The 19,109-nt window shown below is 43.6% G+C and carries 12 protein-coding genes and 1 riboswitch; of the genes, 3 read left to right on the top strand and 9 right to left on the bottom strand.

Going from position 1 to position 19,109, the window contains the following annotated elements:
- The first annotated feature begins 209 nt into the window (after window positions 1-209).
- Together ACQRBN_RS06155 and ACQRBN_RS06160 are read left to right on the top strand one after the other, a co-directional pair.
- Window positions 210-1,574, top strand: a complete 1,365-nt coding sequence (locus ACQRBN_RS06155) for an MATE family efflux transporter (protein ID WP_427738106.1) — start codon at window positions 210-212, stop codon at window positions 1,572-1,574.
- Between the two features lie 112 nt (window positions 1,575-1,686).
- Window positions 1,687-2,997: an alpha-amylase family glycosyl hydrolase gene (locus tag ACQRBN_RS06160; protein ID WP_427738108.1), complete on the top strand. Its 1,311-nt coding sequence runs from the start codon at window positions 1,687-1,689 to the stop codon at window positions 2,995-2,997.
- Window positions 2,998-3,157: 160 nt separating this feature from the next.
- On the opposite strand, the gene ACQRBN_RS06165 is transcribed toward ACQRBN_RS06160, so the two are convergent.
- Window positions 3,158-4,351, bottom strand: a complete 1,194-nt coding sequence (locus ACQRBN_RS06165) for a glycine C-acetyltransferase (RefSeq protein ID WP_427738109.1) — start codon at window positions 4,349-4,351, stop codon at window positions 3,158-3,160.
- 62 nt (window positions 4,352-4,413) lie between these two features.
- Window positions 4,414-5,451, bottom strand: a complete 1,038-nt coding sequence (gene tdh / locus ACQRBN_RS06170) for an L-threonine 3-dehydrogenase (protein ID WP_427738168.1) — start codon at window positions 5,449-5,451, stop codon at window positions 4,414-4,416.
- Between the two features lie 342 nt (window positions 5,452-5,793).
- Here tdh and sstT point away from each other — a divergent pair, with 342 nt between their 5' ends.
- Window positions 5,794-7,005, top strand: coding sequence for a serine/threonine transporter SstT (gene sstT / locus ACQRBN_RS06175; protein ID WP_427738110.1), 1,212 nt, complete (start codon window positions 5,794-5,796; stop codon window positions 7,003-7,005).
- A gap of 47 nt (window positions 7,006-7,052) precedes the next feature.
- Here the strand turns inward: sstT and ACQRBN_RS06180 are convergent, their stop codons facing one another.
- From ACQRBN_RS06180 to nifJ, 7 genes are all read right to left on the bottom strand, one after another.
- Window positions 7,053-8,444, bottom strand: coding sequence for a glycine--tRNA ligase (locus tag ACQRBN_RS06180; protein WP_427738111.1), 1,392 nt, complete (start codon window positions 8,442-8,444; stop codon window positions 7,053-7,055).
- Between the two features lie 70 nt (window positions 8,445-8,514).
- A complete protein-coding gene (gene recO, locus ACQRBN_RS06185; RefSeq protein ID WP_427738112.1) occupies window positions 8,515-9,258 on the bottom strand; it encodes a DNA repair protein RecO in 744 nt (247 codons plus the stop codon).
- Window positions 9,206-9,376, bottom strand: coding sequence for a hypothetical protein (locus ACQRBN_RS06190; protein ID WP_427738113.1), 171 nt, complete (start codon window positions 9,374-9,376; stop codon window positions 9,206-9,208). The genes recO and ACQRBN_RS06190 overlap by 53 nt, the downstream gene beginning before the upstream one ends.
- Before the next feature lie 124 nt (window positions 9,377-9,500).
- Window positions 9,501-10,397, bottom strand: coding sequence for a GTPase Era (era, locus tag ACQRBN_RS06195; RefSeq protein ID WP_427738114.1), 897 nt, complete (start codon window positions 10,395-10,397; stop codon window positions 9,501-9,503).
- Between the two features lie 28 nt (window positions 10,398-10,425).
- Window positions 10,426-13,347, bottom strand: a complete 2,922-nt coding sequence (locus tag ACQRBN_RS06200) for an insulinase family protein (RefSeq protein ID WP_427738115.1) — start codon at window positions 13,345-13,347, stop codon at window positions 10,426-10,428.
- Between the two features lie 148 nt (window positions 13,348-13,495).
- On the bottom strand, window positions 13,496-15,106 hold the full coding sequence (locus ACQRBN_RS06205) for a Na+/H+ antiporter NhaC family protein (RefSeq protein WP_427738116.1): 1,611 nt from the start codon (window positions 15,104-15,106) through the stop codon (window positions 13,496-13,498).
- Between the two features lie 98 nt (window positions 15,107-15,204).
- Window positions 15,205-15,374, bottom strand: a riboswitch (Lysine riboswitch).
- Window positions 15,375-15,510: 136 nt separating this feature from the next.
- Entirely contained in the window at window positions 15,511-19,050 is a 3,540-nt protein-coding gene (nifJ, locus tag ACQRBN_RS06210; protein ID WP_427738117.1) for a pyruvate:ferredoxin (flavodoxin) oxidoreductase, read from the bottom strand.
- Window positions 19,051-19,109: the final 59 nt, after the last annotated feature.

Raw genomic sequence — 19,109 nt, forward strand, 5'->3', positions numbered from 1 at the left:
AAATCAGCAAGACTCCGGGGCTTTGGTTTCTTACTGTTTCTCCTTTTGTCATACTGTTTAATTATATTATGCGGCACCACGTGTGTCAACCATTTTCTTCAATTTTTTCTATACTTTTTCACCTATTTTTTACCATTTTTCTGTGATATACTATCTGATGCATGGCTTATAAATATTTTACGAATTTTCTTTTGGGGGAGGAAATTATCATGCAGAAAAATATAGATTTATTACATGGTCCGGTTCTGCCGTCTCTGACAAGGCTTGCGATTCCAATCATGGCAACCTCGCTGATTCAGATGGCTTATAACCTGACAGACATGATCTGGATCGGAAGGCTTGGCAGCAACGCGGTAGCTGCTGTGGGTGCCGCTGGTATGTATATGTGGCTGTCGAATGGTTTATCTGCCCTTACAAAGATGGGCGGACAGGTGAATGTCGGGCATTCCTTAGGCGCGGGACACACAGAAGAGGCTGCCAGATACGCTGCCAATGCTCTGCAGCTAACTGCCGCTCTGGGACTGATATTTGGAATCATATGCGCTCTTTTCTCCGGACCTTTGATTCATTTTTTCAAATTAAATAGTGCGGATGTTATCTCGGATGCAAGAATCTATCTGCAGATCACCTGTGGATTCGTGATATTCTCTTTTTTGAATCAGATGTTTACAGGCATCTTTACTGCAATTGGCAATAGTAAGGCTGCATTTCTTGCTACTACTGCAGGACTGATTGTTAATATCATCCTTGATCCGGTTCTTATATTTGGAATCGGACCATTCCCAAGGCTTCAAGTCATGGGGGCAGCGATTGCAACCGTAATCGCACAGTTTATCGTTACACTGATGTTCCTATATTATGCATCAAAAGATCAATCCCTCTTCCCGCATGTGAAGATTGCCAGGCTGCCGGACTCTTCCTATCTGGCATCCATCATCCGAATCGGTCTTCCGACTTCCATCCAGAGCATGATCTTCACCGGGATATCTATGGTCATTGCCCGGATTGTTGCCAGTTATGGAGATGCAGCAGTTGCCGTTCAGAAGGTAGGCTCTCAGATTGAATCCATATCCTGGATGACCGCAGATGGATTCGCCGCAGCGGTGAATTCCTTTATCGCCCAGAACCACGGTGCCGGATATCGCGAAAGAATCCGCAAAGGATATCTGTCCGCTATGGGGATCGTCCTGATCTGGGGTGTCGTCTGCACACTGCTTCTGATGCTCTGTCCGGCTCCAATCTTCCGTATATTTATCACGGAAGCCGATGTGCTCCCTATGGGAATCGATTATCTGGTGATACTGGGAGTCTCACAACTTTTCATGAGCGTAGAGATCACCACCGCCGGAGCATTCTGCGGATATGGCAAGACGGTTCCGCCATCTATCGTCAGCATTGTATTTACTGCTGCCAGAATCCCTTTGGCACTGCTGCTTACCCGGACGGTACTTGGTCTGAATGGGATCTGGTGGAGCATTACCATCTCCAGTATCTTGAAAGGAATCGTAATATTAGTATGGTTTCTATATTTTTTAAGGAAGGAACAGAATACAAATCAACGAAAATACACATAAAAATATAGTCACATCTACAATAGAATATTCCCCATCGATTTGTTATAATAATTTCTATCAGTCTGCGGGCAGACTGACAAGCCAAACGAATTACAGAAAGAGAGGACAACTTATGTGGGCTTATAACAGTGTATTTTATCAAATATATCCAATCGGATTCTGTGGTGCTCCCGTTCATAATGACGGCGTATGTGTTCCAAGAATCCGCAAATTAATGGACTGGTCTGAATATCTGGGAGAACTGGGCGTAGATTCCATCCTCCTGAATCCAATCTTCGAATCGGACAATCACGGCTATGATACCCGTGATTTCAAGCTGCTCGACTGCCGTCTTGGCACGAATGAAGATTTTGCCGAAGTATGCAAGGATCTTCACGACCACGGTGTGAAGATTGTGCTGGATGGCGTATTCAATCATGTAGGACGCGGCTTCTGGGCATTCAAGGATGTACAGGAGAAACGATGGGATTCTCCATATAAAGACTGGTTCCATATCAGTTTTGACGGCAATAGCTGCTATAACGACGGCTTCTGGTACGAGGGATGGGAAGGACATTATGAACTGGTGAAACTGAACCTTCAGAATCCTGTCGTTGTAGATTATCTCTTGGAATGTGTGAAGTTTTGGGTGGACACCTTCGACATTGACGGATTACGCCTGGACGTTGCGTACAGTCTGGATCATAATTTTATGAGACGTCTGCGTTCTTATGTACAGGAATTGAAACCAGATTTCGCTTTGATCGGCGAGGTGCTTTTTGGAGATTATAACTTAATCGTGAATGATGAGATGCTTCACAGCTGCACCAACTACGAATGTTACAAAGGACTCTACTCCAGTTTTAACTCCATGAATTTATTTGAGATTGCTCATTCTCTGCATCGCCAGTATGGTTCTGATCCTTGGTGCATCTACCGCGGCAAGCATCTGATGACTTTCGTGGACAATCATGATGTAACCAGACTTGCCAGCATTCTGACTAATAAGAAGCATATTCCACTGGCATATGGACTCATGCTTGGCATGCCGGGCATTCCTTGTCTGTACTACGGAAGCGAATGGGGAGAATTAGGCGAGAAGGCGCCGGATAATGACTATGCGCTGCGTCCTTGCTTTGAAGAGCCAAAATCGAATGAACTTACGGAATACATTAAGAAATTAATCCGCATCCGCCAGAACAGCGATGCAATCTGTAATGGTGCATATAAGAATGTGGTGATCCAGAATCATCAACTGTTATTCGAACGCTGCTCAGAAAAAGAACGCGTAATCATCGCAATCAATGCATCAGATGCTCCCTATACTGCATGGCATCAGGATCTTAACGGAGAGGCTGTTGATCTTCTGACAGATGAGACTGTTAAGATGGAGGGACATTTGGAACTGGCACCCTACAGTGTACAATACTTGAAGTTCCGGTAGTTTGCAGTTTACCGGGCATATGGTGTATCCGCAGGCATGCATTACTGAAATCTAATGTGTTATTGAAATCTATACGTGTTATTGAAATCTATGAATGAAAATCCCAGAATCAGTTACGGGACGCAGGTTTTAACCTGCGTCCCGCTCCTTATCCTATCGCTTATTTCATCTCTTCTCTTACTTCTTTGAAGCATTTCACAATGAAATCAATATCCTCTTTGGTATGGCTTGCACATACCTGTGTACGGATTCTTGCTTTTCCCTTCGGAACTACCGGATAAGAGAATGCAACTACATATACACCCTTATCCATCATACGTTTTGCGAACTCTGCTGCCGTCTTCTCATCATACAGCATAACCGGTACACATGGATGGGTTCCCGGAATAATATCGAAACCGTTATCTACCAGTTCTTTCCTATAATAAGCTGTTACTTCTTCCAGATGGTCACGCAGTTCTGTGCTCTCATCTAACATATCGAACAGTTCAATGCTTGCACCTGCAATTGCCGGAGCAAGAGAATTAGAGAACAGATACGGACGGCTTCTCTGACGCAGAAGATCAATGATCTCTTTACGACCGGATGTATATCCGCCTGATGCTCCTCCAAGAGCCTTGCCTAATGTTCCTGTGATAATATCCACACGTCCCTGAACACCGCAGTGCTCTGCTGTTCCACGTCCGGTCTTTCCTACGAATCCAACTGCATGGCTGTCATCTACCATAACGAGTGCATTGTATTTGTCCGCAAGATCACATACGCCTTTTAAATTACAGATGATTCCATCCATAGAGAATACACCGTCTGTAGCGATTAATTTTACTCTTGCGCCAGCCTCATCAGCCTCTTTTAACTTTGCTTCCAGATCTTCCATATTGTTGTTTTTATAACGGAAACGTTTTGCCTTACACAGACGCACTCCATCGATGATAGAAGCATGGTTCAGTTCATCACTGATTACGGCATCCTCAGCCGTAAGAATCGTCTCAAAGAGACCGCCATTTGCATCAAAACAAGAAGAATATAGGATTGTATCATCGGTTCCGAGGAAATCAGAAATCTTCTTCTCCAGTTTCTTATGAATATCCTGCGTACCGCAGATGAAACGTACGGATGCAACTCCATATCCCTTCTCATCATAAGTTCTCTTTGCTGCTTCGATCAGACGCGGATTATCTCCAAGTCCCAGATAGTTATTTGCACACATGCAAAGCAGTTCTCTTCCATCTTCCATCTTCACTCTTGCGCCCTGTGGAGATACGAACGGAGCCTCGCCCTTGAAAAGCCCTGCTTCTTTGATGCCTTCTACTTCTTTTGAATAAATGCTTAAAATATCGTCTTTACGTGCCATTGTTCTACACTGTCCTTCCTTAAACTTTATATTCTTTTTTAATTATTATTACCTGTAAACTTCTAGTCGTTAATGTGTGCCCAGTCAAGGATTACCTTGCCTGACATTCCGGAAATCATTGCCTCGAAGCCCTTCTCATAATCCTTGATATCGAAGTGATGTGTAATGATTGGAGAAATATCTAAGCCAGCCTGCAGCATAGTAGACATCTTGTACCATGTATCCCATACTTTTCTTCCATAGATACCACGGATATTCAGCCCGTTGAAGATCACCGTCTCCAGATCCACCTTCGCATCTGTTCTCTGAAGTCCCAGCAAAGCAATGTTGCCGCCATGCTTCATATTATGGATCATATCATGAAGCGCCACCTGTGATCCTGACATCTCAAGACCTACATCGAATCCTTCCGTCATACCGATTGCTTTCATAACATCTGTAAGTTTCTCTTCTTTCAGATTCACTGTTCTGGTTGCCCCAAGTTTTTCTGCCAGTTCCAGACGGTATGGATTCATATCCGTAACCACTACATGTCTTGCCCCTGAGAACTTCGCGATTGCTGCTGCCATGCATCCAATTGGACCCGCACCTGCAATCAGGACATCCTCTCCCAGCATATCATAAGAAAGTGCCGTATGAGTTGCATTACCAAACGGATCAAAGATTGCATACATCTCTTCCGGAATATTCGGATTACATGGCCATACATTCGAAGATGGAATTACCAGATACTCAGCAAATGCTCCATTGCGATTCACGCCAACACCTTTTGCATCTTTACAATTCTCTTTGTGCCCTTCCAGACAGTTTCTGCACTTTCCACAGGTAATGTGTCCCTCACCAGACACCAGATCCCCAATTTTAAATCCCTGTACGCCTGCGCCGACCTCAACTACTTCACCAACATATTCATGACCTGCAGTCAGACCAACTGGAATCGTGTGCTGCGCCCAGTCATTCCACTGATAGATATGTACATCCGTCCCACAGATAGCCGTCTTATGAATCTTAATCTTTACATCATTCGGACCTACTTCCGGAATCGGAACTCTCTTCATCCACAATCCTTCTTCCGGCTTCTCTTTTACTAATGCCCACATTAATCCATCATTCTTTTCGCTCACGCTCTTATACCTCCCATTTCCATCGTCTCCCCAGACGATATTATCATTGTCGTTGTCATTATAACATTCATGACTGCTATGTACAACGCCTTTCCAAAGATTCTTTTGTACATTTTGTCTTTTTTTTTGTATTTTAAGATTGTTATTATGTTAACTTTCACAATTTATATTTACAAACTCTTCTATACTCTTTATAATGCTACTTGTTGGTATTGATATGTTTTCCAAACCAATATATCAATATTATCGGGGAACAAACTTTTAAAAGAGAAAGAGAGGAGAGGCAGATATTCATCACACATATCTGCGAAAAATGGTATGAAAAACGCTATCAAAAAATGGAACAGCATCAGTCTTGTATTGAGAATCATATGCGGTCTTATCGTCGGTATTATTCTCGGACTGACAATTCCTCAGGTAACTGTAATTTCCCTTTTAGGCGATCTATTTGTTGGGGCATTGAAAGCGATCGCTCCGCTTCTGGTATTCTTCCTTGTAATGAGTGCTCTCGCACACATGGGCGAAGGACAGAAGACGAATATGGGATTCATCGTTGCACTTTACCTGCTTGGCAACTTATTCTCTGCACTTGTATCCGTAGTTGCATGTAAGCTTTTCCCAGTAACTTTGACACTGGCAGAAGCTGCCGGCGAAGATATGGCTCCTCCGAGCGGTGTAGGTGAAGTATTAAAGAACCTTTTACTTAACGTAGTGGCTAACCCAGTGGCATCTATCGTGAATGCGAATTATATCGGTATCCTTGCATGGGCATGTATTTTCGGTATTGCGCTTAAAATGGCATCTCCGGCAACCAAATCCATGCTTGACGACATTTCAGAGGCAATTTCTACCGCTGTTAAATGGGTAATCAGCTGTGCGCCATTTGGTATTATGGGACTTATTTTCAATGTTATCTCCACAGCAGGCCTTAGCGCTTTATTGTCTTATGGAAGATTGATTCTTGTATTAGTGGGAAGTATGGCATTCGTAGCACTCGTTATGAATCCGATTATCGTATTCCTCTGCATTAGAAAGAATCCATACCCACTCGTATTCAAATGTTTATCAAGAAGTTTTATCACTGCATTCTTTACACGTAGTTCCGCAGCCAATATCCCTGTAAATATGGAACTTTGTGAAGAACTCGGATTAGATGAGAATACATATTCCGTATCGATTCCTCTGGGAGCGACAGTTAACATGGCAGGCGCCGCTATTACAATCTCCGTTATGGCATTATCTGCTGCTAATACAGTAGGAATCAGCGTGGACTTTGGAACAGCCCTCATCCTTTGCGTACTTGCAGCGCTCAGTGCGGCTGGCGCTTCTGGTGTTGCCGGTGGTTCTCTGTTACTTATTCCTATGGCATGTAGTTTATTCGGAATTCCATCCGAGATTGCTATGCAGGTTGTAGGTGTTGGTTTCATCATCGGTGTGATTCAGGATTCTTGCGAGACAGGGCTTAACTCCTCTACAGACGTTCTCTTTACAGCCGCAGCTGACATGAGAGACAAAAGATTACATCCATAACCTTTTTGGGGACGTAGTAAAATGCATTTTTACTACGTCCCCAAATACTACCACTCGAATTTCTTTGCAAAATAAGTATCCAGATCTTCGATCTTGATTCTCTCCTGCTCCATGGTATCACGGTCACGTACCGTTACTGCTCCATCCTCCTCGGAATCAAAATCATAAGTTACACAGAACGGTGTTCCGATCTCATCCTGACGGCGATAACGTTTACCGATATTACCACGCTCATCATATTCGCAGTTATATTTCTTGCACAACTGAGTATATACTTTCTCAGCGCCTTCATTCAGTTTCTTAGACAATGGAAGCACTCCAATCTTAACCGGTGCCAGTGCCGGATGGAAACGAAGAACGGTTCTCTTGTCTCCACCTTCTAATTCCTCCTCATCATATGCACTGCACAGGAATGCCAGTACCATACGGTCTGCTCCAAGTGACGGCTCAATTACATATGGAACATATTTTTCCTTCTTCTCATCATCAAAGTACGACATATCCTGCTTAGATACATTCTGATGCTGTGTCAGGTCATAATCTGTTCTGTCTGCAATTCCCCACAACTCGCCCCAGCCAAATGGGAACAAAAATTCTACGTCTGTCGTTGCACGGCTGTAGAAGCATAATTCTTCCGGCGAATGATCTCTTGGACGCAGCTCTTCGTCTTTGATTCCAAGTGCTTTTAACCAGTCAAGGCAATACTTCTTCCAGTATGCATGCCATTCCAGGTCTGTTCCAGGCTCACAGAAGAACTCTAATTCCATCTGCTCGAACTCTCTGGTACGGAAGGTAAAGTTACCAGGTGTGATCTCATTTCTAAAAGACTTACCGATCTGGCAGATACCGAATGGAATCTTCTTCCTGGATGTACGCTGTACGTTCTTAAAGTTCACGAAGATTCCCTGCGCCGTCTCCGGTCTTAAGTATACCGTGTTCTTAGCATCTTCCGTTACTCCCTGAAATGTCTTGAACATCAGGTTAAACTCACGAATCTCTGTAAAATTATGTTTGCCGCATGTCGGACATGGAATTTCATGCTCTCTTACAAACGCTTCCATCTGCTCATGGCTCCAGCCGTCAATGTTATCTCCGATATCAATGCCATGCTCATGTGCATAGTCTTCAATCATCTTATCCGCACGGAAACGCTCATGACATTCCTTACAATCCATCAACGGATCACTGAAGCCGCCAAGATGACCGCTGGCAATCCATGTCTGCGGATTCATAAGAATCGCACAGTCAACACCGACATTGTATGGATTCTCCTGTACGAACTTCTGCCACCATGCTTTCTTTACATTATTCTTTAACTCTACTCCAAGATTACCATAATCCCATGTATTCGCAAGACCACCGTAGATCTCAGATCCCGGATATACAAATCCTCTGGACTTCGCCAATGCTACGATCTTATCCATTGTTTTTTCAACCATTTCCTCTTCCTCACCTTCTATAATCATAATTGTAAATTATTATACAGTTTACCCATTTGGTTTTCAAGTGTTATTCCACAATTGTTTCCAGGATTTCCAGTGATTTAAAACGTTTATCCACATATGTATCCATATATGCTCCCATAACCTTCCCTAATTGCTCAAGCACTTCTTCCTTCACCACGAATGTATACAGTTTCTCCACCGGAGAACTAATGATATACTGCATCGTATAAAGTGTAGACGGCAGAAGCCGAACACCGTCCCTCACCTGATATGCACATTCTCCGCACACCAGACCGCCTTTTCTTACACTGAACACCTTATCCCTATCTTTATCCCCGCATGTCACACACTCGAACACCTGCGGTCCCTCTCCATTAATACAAATGGATTTCAACTCATATATGTAGCGAACCAGTTTATCCGGAATCTTCGGATTCGTCAGCGCTCGCAGCGTCTGATAAAGAAGTTTTAAAAGCGCCGTCTCATTATTCGCTTCTCTTGCATAATAATTCGCCAGATCCATAAAATAGAACCCGTAGTATGCGCCCTCCACATCCATCCGCAATTCCGAAAAGTAATTGGAAATAGAGGCCGACACCAGCGTATAAGATGTCCGCCCCTCATATACAGTAAATTCTCCAAAAGAAAATGGACTTGTCACTCCCATCAGCGCACTGTGCGGTCTTCTTGCACCTCTTGCAAATGCCGCAATCTTTCCACGTTCTTTCGTCAGAATTACGATTCGTCTATCAAATTCACCAACAGGTGTCGCTGCAAGCACTATGCCTGTCACTGTAATCTGATTCACTGTGTCTGTCTCCTTCGTAGCAATCCATAACCTGTTTGCAGATTGCCATTCCCTTATAATTAAGATAATCTGTAATCTTTCCCGTTTCCACAAAACGGTTCCAGTATTCCTGCTCCATAGAATTCACCTCATCCTCAGTTATTATCATTCTGCAAATGCGTAAACGCTACAGTAAACTTCCCGTCTGCATCTTCTTCACACAATGAAATGATAAGGTTAGGTTCTCCCATTCACAGCCAACTTTATTCCTCTTCCCGATATCCAAAATTTTTCATCAGGAATTCACTATCGCGCCAATCCTTCTTCACTTTCACCCAAAGTTTCAGATTTACCTGGCAATCCAGCATTTTTTCAATCTCATACCGTGCGGTGCTGCCAATCTTTTTCAACATATTTCCTTGTTTTCCAATAATTATCCCCTTGTGGGAATCTCGTTCGCATATAATCGTTGCATCTATATGCATCACCTTATTCTTCATCTTCATACTGTCAATTGCAACCGCGATTCCATGTGGAATCTCATCCTGCAAGCAATGAAGCGCCTTCTCCCGGATCAGTTCTGCAACAATCTGACGCTCCGGCTGATCGGTAACGGTATCTTCATCATAAAACTGTGGACCATACGGAAGATATTTCATGACTACCTTCAATAATTCCTCCGTATTATCCCCATTTCTTGCCGATACTGGCACAATCTCCGCAAAATCATAGATATCCTTATATGCTGCGATCGCCGGCAGGACATCCTCTTTTTTCACACTGTCAATCTTGTTAATGACAAGAATAACTGGTGTCTTCACCTTCTTAAGCTGCTTCGCGATATGCTGCTCTCCCGCACCGATGAATGTGGTCGGTTCCACCAGCCACAGAACCACATCCACTTCATTTAGCGTGCGCTCCGCCACATTTACCATATATTCTCCCAGTTTATTCTTTGCTTTATGAATGCCTGGAGTATCCACAAAGACAATCTGCCCTTCCTCTGTCGTCAGCACCGTCTGAATACGATTTCTCGTCGTCTGAGGCTTATTCGACGTAATTGCAATCTTCTGACCGATCAGATAATTCATCAAGGTCGATTTCCCTACGTTTGGTCGACCGATTAATGTTACAAATCCTGATTTATAATCCTTTTTCATACACTCTCCTGTTCACTTGGGTCCCCTGTTAAAAACTTGTCACAGTTTCGAACAGTTCCTTATCCGCTTCTATCTTCTCTTCACTTCCAATCACACACAACTGCTCTGCCTTAAGCATCGCCTCAACCACTCTCGCAAGCCGGCGGATATCATCCTGTCCGGCTTCTAATATCTCTCTTCTCTCTTCCTCTATCATCTCTTCTGTCACTTTATTCATATACAGATTCATAGAGCGGTCCCCCTTCGCCGCCGGTGTCATCGGCTGATCAATATTACTCATAGTTCCGATAATATACTTGGTCATATCTCTTTCACTTACTGTAAAGTTCTTAAGATAATCCACCACGCCTTCGTATACCTCCACCGTACGCTTCAGATGCGGATCACGGTAAGATACCAGATAACCCTCGCCAATTCGATTAAAATTGCTCATACATCCATATGCACCGCCTTTGACGCGAATATTCTGCCACAGATATTCATAACTTAAGATTACTTTTAATATCTGCAAAGCACCGGAATAAGATGCGCCATTGTCAATGAAGTTTCCGGTTCTTGCCACATACTGAACCTTAGACGCCGTCTTGAATCCCTCATTCTTCTTCTCGCAATGGATCACGCAGGCAGCCTCTTGTACTACGCCCTTATACAGCCCATTCTTCATACCCTCAATCATGGACTCCATATCTTTCAATCCATCTTTCGATGCCGTATAACTAAGCATCATATTATCTCCACGGAACAATCTCTGCGCCAAAGCCTTGAGCATCTCTACAAGCGTATCCTTCTCTTCCTCAAAATGTTCTTCTATATAAGCAACTTTCTCATAGAACTCGATTCCGCTTGTCATGTCTTTTAACTTCGCAGATGGGGAATCATAAGACATCGCCCTAAGTGCAGCCGTCGTATGCCCGGAAGACTGGAACTTCATCAAGAGTCTGGATTTTAACATAGCAAGGATCTCTCTTAACCGCTTGGTATCATCCAGTTTCGATTGTGTCAGTATCTCACTCATCATCTCGAAGGCTATCGGCATCTTATCATACAATGCCTTCGCCTTAATCTCAAATGTTGCCTTGAACGCTTTTTCCCGTACATGAGTCACATCAGAATATAATTCCAATGACGTTCCGATTCCTCCGGTATGCATATTGATCTCATTGAATAATTCACCATATTCATAATGATTCGTATCAATAATCCCCAATACAGACTGCAGGATTCCCACATACGGCAGCATCTCTTCCGTCACACCGGACAAGTCAAACAGCACATCCACATAGCCAATCCCATTCGTCTCAATCTCATGGAAGATCATCGGAACACCGCCAATCGTCATCTCTTTATTAATAATCGGCTCAATCTTTCTGGAAATGTCTTCACGCTTCAAGATTGGAATCCGCTCCACATCTTCTTCCTTATCAGGCGCAGACTGATACTCCGTAAGTGCAATCGTACGCGCCACAAGTAACTCTTGTTCCTCCTTACTAAGACTTGCCTTATAAGCCTGAAGCCTTTCGTCTAATTCCCTGTCCATACGAGCCGTACGCCCCTTCTCCGGCTTCACAACAACGATAGCACCATGCGTATTATCCAGAAGATACTCCTGGATCAATCTTTCATAATACCCGGTTCCCATCTGTTCTTTTAGAAACTCGAACGTCGCCAGCGCCTCAATATGCATAAACGGCTGATCATCCGCATACAGCCAGCTGTCCATCATCTGCAAGCCATACATCAGCCCCTTCGGATAGTTGCCAAAATCCGCCTCTCGGTAACGGAATTCATGATAATTAATTCCCGCCTCTAAAGCCTTCTGATCCATGCCATTCTTCACAGCATCTTTTAACACACCTTCAATGACCTGCACAAACTCCTCTTTTTGCTCCACATTGGCATTCTTAGAGATCACAGAAAATATCGGCTGATAGATTCCATTATCATAAGATCCCATAATGTCTTTTCCGATTCCGGCATTCGTAAGCGCTTTCTTAAGTGGCGCTCCCGGCGCAGACAGAAGCGCATAATCCAGAATCTGGAATGCCAGATACAACTCCCGATCAAGGCTCGTTCCGATAACTTTGTTATAAGAAAGGAACGTATTGTCCTCTTCAGATTCATCGCTTGCTATCGAATACGGAATCTCTTTTTCTACGATTTGTGCAAATGGCTTCTGATATTGAATCTCTGAATCTACTTGAATGCGGTCGAAATCTCTCAGATACTCCTTATCAAGCCAGTCCAATTTCTCCTCCATATCCATATCACCATATAAATAGATATAACTATTGGATGGATGATAATATGTTCTGTGGAAATCCAGGAACTGCTCATATGTCAGTTCCGGAATCACCTCCGGGTCCCCGCCGGATTCATTGGCATAAGAAGTATCCGAGAACAAGGTATTCAGCACCACCCGGTCAAGCACTCCTTCCGGTGAAGAGAACGCCCCCTTCATCTCATTATACACAACACCATTGTACTGTAGCTTATCATCTACAGAATCCAACTGATAACTCCATCCTTCCTGACGAAAGATCTCCTCATGCTGGTAGATATTCGGATAGAACACCGCATCCATATACACATGCATCAGATTCTGAAAATCCTTGTCGTTACAGCTTGCCACCGGGTAAACCGTCTTATCCGGATAAGTCATCGCATTCAGGAACGTATTCAACGATCCTTTCACCAACTCCACGAAAGGATCTTTCGTAGGAAAATTCTTAGAACCGCACAACACAGAATGTTCCATGATATGCGGAACTCCCGTGCTGTCCTTTGGCGGCGTACGGAATCCAATACTGAACACCTTATTATCATCATCATTCTCTATCAGAAGGACTCTGGCTCCACTCTTCTTATGCCGAAGCAGATAGCCATATGCCTTGATTCCTTTTAACTCTTCTTCTTTTAGTAATTCATAAGCACTTAAGTCTTTTATACTCATAAACTCCCTATATTCTCCTTTCTACATACCACTCTTGTTCATCACTGCTGATAATTATACCACTTTTTCCCTATTGAAAAAAGCCCGGAAATCGGGCTTTTTACTGATATACATAGTGTATTCATTTATTTGATAAATATTCAACAGGTTAGTTATCTGATTTCAACTTCTTGATAACCACCAAAGTACCAATCATCAATACAATTCCAATCGGAAGACAGATGAATGCATTCTGCACAAATCCGGCAATCACATATGTAACAAAAGATACTGCCGCAGCTGTTACCGCATAAGGAAGTTGAGTTGATACATGGTTTACATGATTACACTGTCCACCTGCCGACGCCATAATCGTGGTATCCGAGATCGGAGAACAGTGGTCTCCGCAAACAGCTCCCGCCATACATGCAGAGATAGAGATAATCATCATCGTCTCATTCGTTCCGGCAAATACAGCAACAACGATCGGGATCAGAATTCCGAAAGTTCCCCAGGAAGTTCCGGTCGCAAATGCCAGGAAACAGCCTACCAGGAAGATGATCGCCGGAAGCAGATTCACAAGTCCACCTGCCGCAGATTCCATTACACCGGCAACATATTCAGCAGCACCCAGACTGTCTGTCATAGCCTTCAAAGTCCATGCAAATGTCAGAATCAGGATTGCCGGTACCATCGCCTTGAAGCCTTCCGGAACACAAGACATAGACTCGCCAAACTTCAAGACTCTTCTTACTGCATAGAATACAATCGTAATAATGAATGCGAAGAAACTTCCAAGCATCAGTCCTACAGAAGCATCACTGTTAGAGAACGCCTCAACGAATCCTGTTCCTCCGAAGAATCCGCCTGTATAGATCATTCCGATTACACAACAGACAATCAGCACAACAATCGGGAATACCAGGTCAATGACTCCACCCTTGCTCTCATTAATCTCTTCTTCTGCATTCGCATACGGTCTGTCAGGAGTGGTATACAGATCTCCCTTCAGAGCATTAGACTCATGCAATTTCATCGGACCATAATCTATATTCATCACAATAATTGTAATCATCATTACAATCGTAAGCAATGCATAATAGTTATAAGGAATCGCTCTAATGAAAATGGAGAATCCATCTTCACCCTCTACGAAACCAGTAACCGCTGCCGCCCAGGAAGAGATCGGCGCGATGATACATACCGGTGCTGCCGTAGCATCAATCAGGTAAGAAAGTTTCGCACGGGATACATTATGCTTGTCTGTAACCGGACGCATAACGCTTCCTACTGTCAGACAGTTAAAATAATCATCAATGAAGATCAGTACTCCAAGCAAAACGGTTGCAAGCTGTGCTCCTACACGGCTCTTAATATGCACGCTTGCCCAACGTCCGAAAGCAGCAGAACCACCTGCTTTATTCATCATACATACCATAATTCCAAGAACGACCAGGAACACCAGAATACCAACGTTGTAACTGTCAGATAACACTCCGACAATACCATCCTGGAACACATGCGTAATCGTAGTCTCGAACTCGAATCCTGAATAGAAGATTCCTCCGATCAGAATTCCGACAAATAATGAACTGTAAACTTCTTTTGTGATCAATGCCAGTACAATGGCAACAATTGGCGGTACCAATGCCCAGAATGATGCATACATCTCCGGAACATACTCTGCTGCTTCATCTGCTGCAAATACTGTCATCGAACTGCATGCCAGTATGCACAGAAGAGTCAGTATGCCCCAAAGAGTTTTTTTCTTTCCTCTCATTGTAAATTTCCTCTCTTTTTTCCTTTTATAGTTGCAAAAATGCCATGAACAACGCTAGCCGGGCGCGCTCATGGCATAATCATCTCTTCAAATTCTTATACTCCGATAGCGCTCCACTGATGTGACAGTCCGCAGCATATTCTGACTACGTCCCAGGAATAACTCTTAGGAGATGTCATTCCTTCGGCAGATTCCCCTTTCCCGAATAAGCAGTTTCCCACGCTATCGCTTATTCGTTACTCTTGAAATCCGCACCTCTATCAAGTCTTATTATTCATATAGTACAGTTTTATCATGTTTCTTAAGAAATGTCAACAAATGATAGTTTTTTAGCAATATTTCGCGAAGTTTGAAAAAGAGCGGTCGCGTAAGCGACCGCTCTAATATTATCTTAGAACTAATTCTTATTCTTCTGTTCCGTACAGAGTAACCAGTTTCTTCAGATATGCATATCTTTCCATAGCCTCTGCCTCATTCTTAGCGAAGAGTTTCTCAGCTTTTTCCGGATTAGCTCTCTTCAGAGCATTGTAACGAACTTCTCCGTCAAGGAATGCCTGGTATCCATCCTGCTTAGGTTCTTTGCTGTCAAGTGTGAACTTAGCGCCTTCTGCTGCAGGATTGAATCTGAAGTTGTTCCAGTATCCGCATTCTACTGCTAATGCTTCCTCTGTCTGAGCCTTGCTCATACCCTTCTTAATACCATGGTTGATACATGGAGCGTAAGCAATGATGAGTGATGGTCCTGGATAAGCCTCAGCCTCTGCAATTGCTTTAACAGTCTGGTTGAAGTCAGCACCCATAGCAATCTGTGCTACGTATACATAACCATAACTCATTGCGATACCTGCAAGGTCTTTCTTCTTGGTTTCTTTTCCGCCTGCTGCGAACTGTGCTGTAGCACCAGTCTTAGTAGCCTTAGAGGACTGTCCACCTGTGTTAGAGTAAACTTCTGTATCGAATACCATAACGTTGATGTCTTCGCCACTTGCTAATACGTGGTCAACACCACCGAATCCGATATCGTAAGCCCATCCGTCACCACCGAAGATCCACTGGGACTTCTTAGCGAGGAAGTCTTTATTCTTAACGATGTCTTTGCATACATCACAATCGCATCCTTCTAATGCTGCAACCAACTTAGCGGTTGCATCTCCGTTAGAAGCGCCGCAGTTAAATGTATCCAGGTATTCCTGGCAAGCTGCTTTTACTTCTTCAGAAACTGCCTCTGCTGCTGCAACAGTCTCAACCTGCTCTTTTAATCTCTTTCTGATTGCTTTCTGAGCAAGTAACATACCATAACCAAACTCAGCATTATCTTCGAATAAGGAGTTAGCCCATGCAGGACCCTGTCCTTTTGCGTTTACTGTGTATGGTGTAGACGGTGAAGAGTTACCCCAGATAGAAGAACATCCTGTTGCATTAGCGATGTACATTCTGTCACCAAATAACTGTGTGATCAGCTTAGCGTAAGGTGTCTCACCACAACCTGCACATGCTCCTGAGAACTCAAGGAGTGGCTGTTTGAACTGGCTTCCCTTAACTGTCTCTGGTTTGAACTTAGCAACAACTTCCGGTTTAACTTCAATCTCTTTACCGAAATCGAATACTTCCTGAGAAGCAACATTTGCTTCCATGTTCTCCATAACGAGAGCCTTCTCGCCCTTCTTGCCTGGGCAAACGTTAGCACAAGATCCACATCCTGTACAGTCAAGTGCTGATACAGTCATTGTGAACTTCATGCCTGGTACGCCGATCATATCGATTGCCTTTGTTCCTTCCGGAGCATTAGCCAATTCTTCTTCTGTCAGTGCTACCGGACGGATAACTGCGTGTGGACACACATATGCACAACGGTTACACTGGATACAGTTCTCTTCTTTCCATACCGGGATATCAACTGCGATACCACGTCTCTCGTATGCAGAAGAACCAGATGGTGTAGAACCATCTACATAATCGTTGAATGCAGATACTGGAAGTGAGTTACCTTCCTGAGCATTAACCTTAGCCTGAATATTCTTAACGAAATCAACAACGTCTTCTCTTCCGCCCTTAACTTCTGGTGAGAATAATCCTTCGTCTTCGCAAGATTTCCAAGATTCCGGAACTTCTACTTCTACTACCTGCTTAGCACCAGCATCGATAGCATCGTAGTTCATCTGTACGATCTTGTCACCTTTTCTTCCGTAAGTAGCCTTAGCTGCTTTCTTCATCAGATCGATTGCCTCTTCTTCTGGAATGATAGCTGCCAGTTTGAAGAATGCTGACTGAAGTACTGTATTGATACGTCCGCCAAGTCCGATCTCTTTACCAATCTTGATACCGTCGATTGTGTAGAACTTGATGTTGTGATCAGCAATATATGCTTTAACCTGTCCTGGCAGATGCTTCTCAAGACCTTCCATATCCCATGGACAGTTCAGAAGGAATGTTCCTCCATCAACCAATTCCTGAACCATGTTATACTTGTTCACATAAGAAGGATTGTGGCAAGCAACAAAGTTAGCCTGACGGATCAGGTATGTTGATTTGATTGCTTTCTTACCAAAACGCAGGTGAGACATTGTAACACCACCAGACTTCTTAGAGTCATAATCGAAGTAAGCCTGTGCGTACATATCTGTGTTGTCACCGATAATCTTAATAGAGTTCTTGTTAGCTCCTACAGTACCATCTGCTCCAAGTCCCCAGAACTTACAGTTGATTGTTCCTTCTGGTGTAGTAACAAGTGCTGGTCCTGTTGGAAGAGAAAGATTCGTTACATCATCTTCGATACCGATTGTAAATCTTGCTTTCTCTGCGTTATTGAATACTGCAACGATCTGTGCAGGTGTTGTATCTTTAGAACCTAATCCATAACGTCCGCTGTTAACTGGAACTGCATCGAACTTTGTTCCCTTTAATGCAGAAACAACGTCAAGGTATAATGGCTCTCCCTGAGCTCCTGGCTCTTTTGTTCTGTCAAGAACGTTGATGTACTTAACAGTATCCGGAATAGCATCGATCAATGCCTGTGCGCAGAATGGTCTGTAAAGACGAACTTTAACAACACCAACTTTTTCGCCTGCTGCTGTCAGGTAATCGATTGTCTCTTCGATTGTGTCACATACAGAACCCATAGCTACGATAACTTTCTCAGCATCCGGTGCTCCATAGTAGTTGAACAGTTTGTAATCTGTACCGATCTTAGCGTTAACCTTGTCCATGTACTCCTGAACGATTGCCGGCATAGCATCGTAATATGGGTTACATGCTTCTCTTGCCTGGAAGAAGATATCCGGGTTCTGAGCAGAACCTCTCTGGCATGGATGATTTGGATTCAGAGCGTGATTTCTGAATGCGTCGATCGCGTCCATATCTACCAGATCTTTCAGATCTTCGTAATCCCATGTCTCAATCTTCTGAATCTCGTGAGATGTACGGAATCCATCGAAGAAGTTGATGAATGGAAGTTTTCCTTTTAATGCTGCACAGTGAGCAACAGGTGTTAAGTCCATAACTTCCTGTACGCTTGATTCGCAAAGCATAGCAGCACCAGTCTGACGACAGGCATATACATCAGAGTGATCTCCGAAGATTGACAGCGCATGGCTTGCAAGAGCACGTGCAGATACATGGAATACGCCTGGAAGCTGTTCTCCGGCTACTTTATATAAGTTAGGAATCATCAACAATAATCCCTGAGATGCTGTAAATGTTGTGGTCAGAGCACCTGCTGCCAGTGATCCGTGTACTGCTCCGGCTGCACCTGCTTCTGACTGCATCTCTGTTACCTGAACAGTCTGTCCAAATATGTTCTTTCTACCTTCGGTAGCCCACTCATCTACATGCTCCGGCATAACGGATGACGGGGTAATAGGGTAAATAGCTGCAACTTCGGTATACGCATATGATGCATGAGCCGCAGCCTGATTACCATCCATGGTCTTCATTTTTCTTGCCATTTTTGTTGTTCCTCCTTAAAATAATACAAATTAAAATATAATTTGACGTGTGTTATTAT

Source organism: Bariatricus sp. SGI.154 (assembly GCF_050313795.1).
Lineage (GTDB): Bacteria > Bacillota > Clostridia > Lachnospirales > Lachnospiraceae > CAMBRQ01.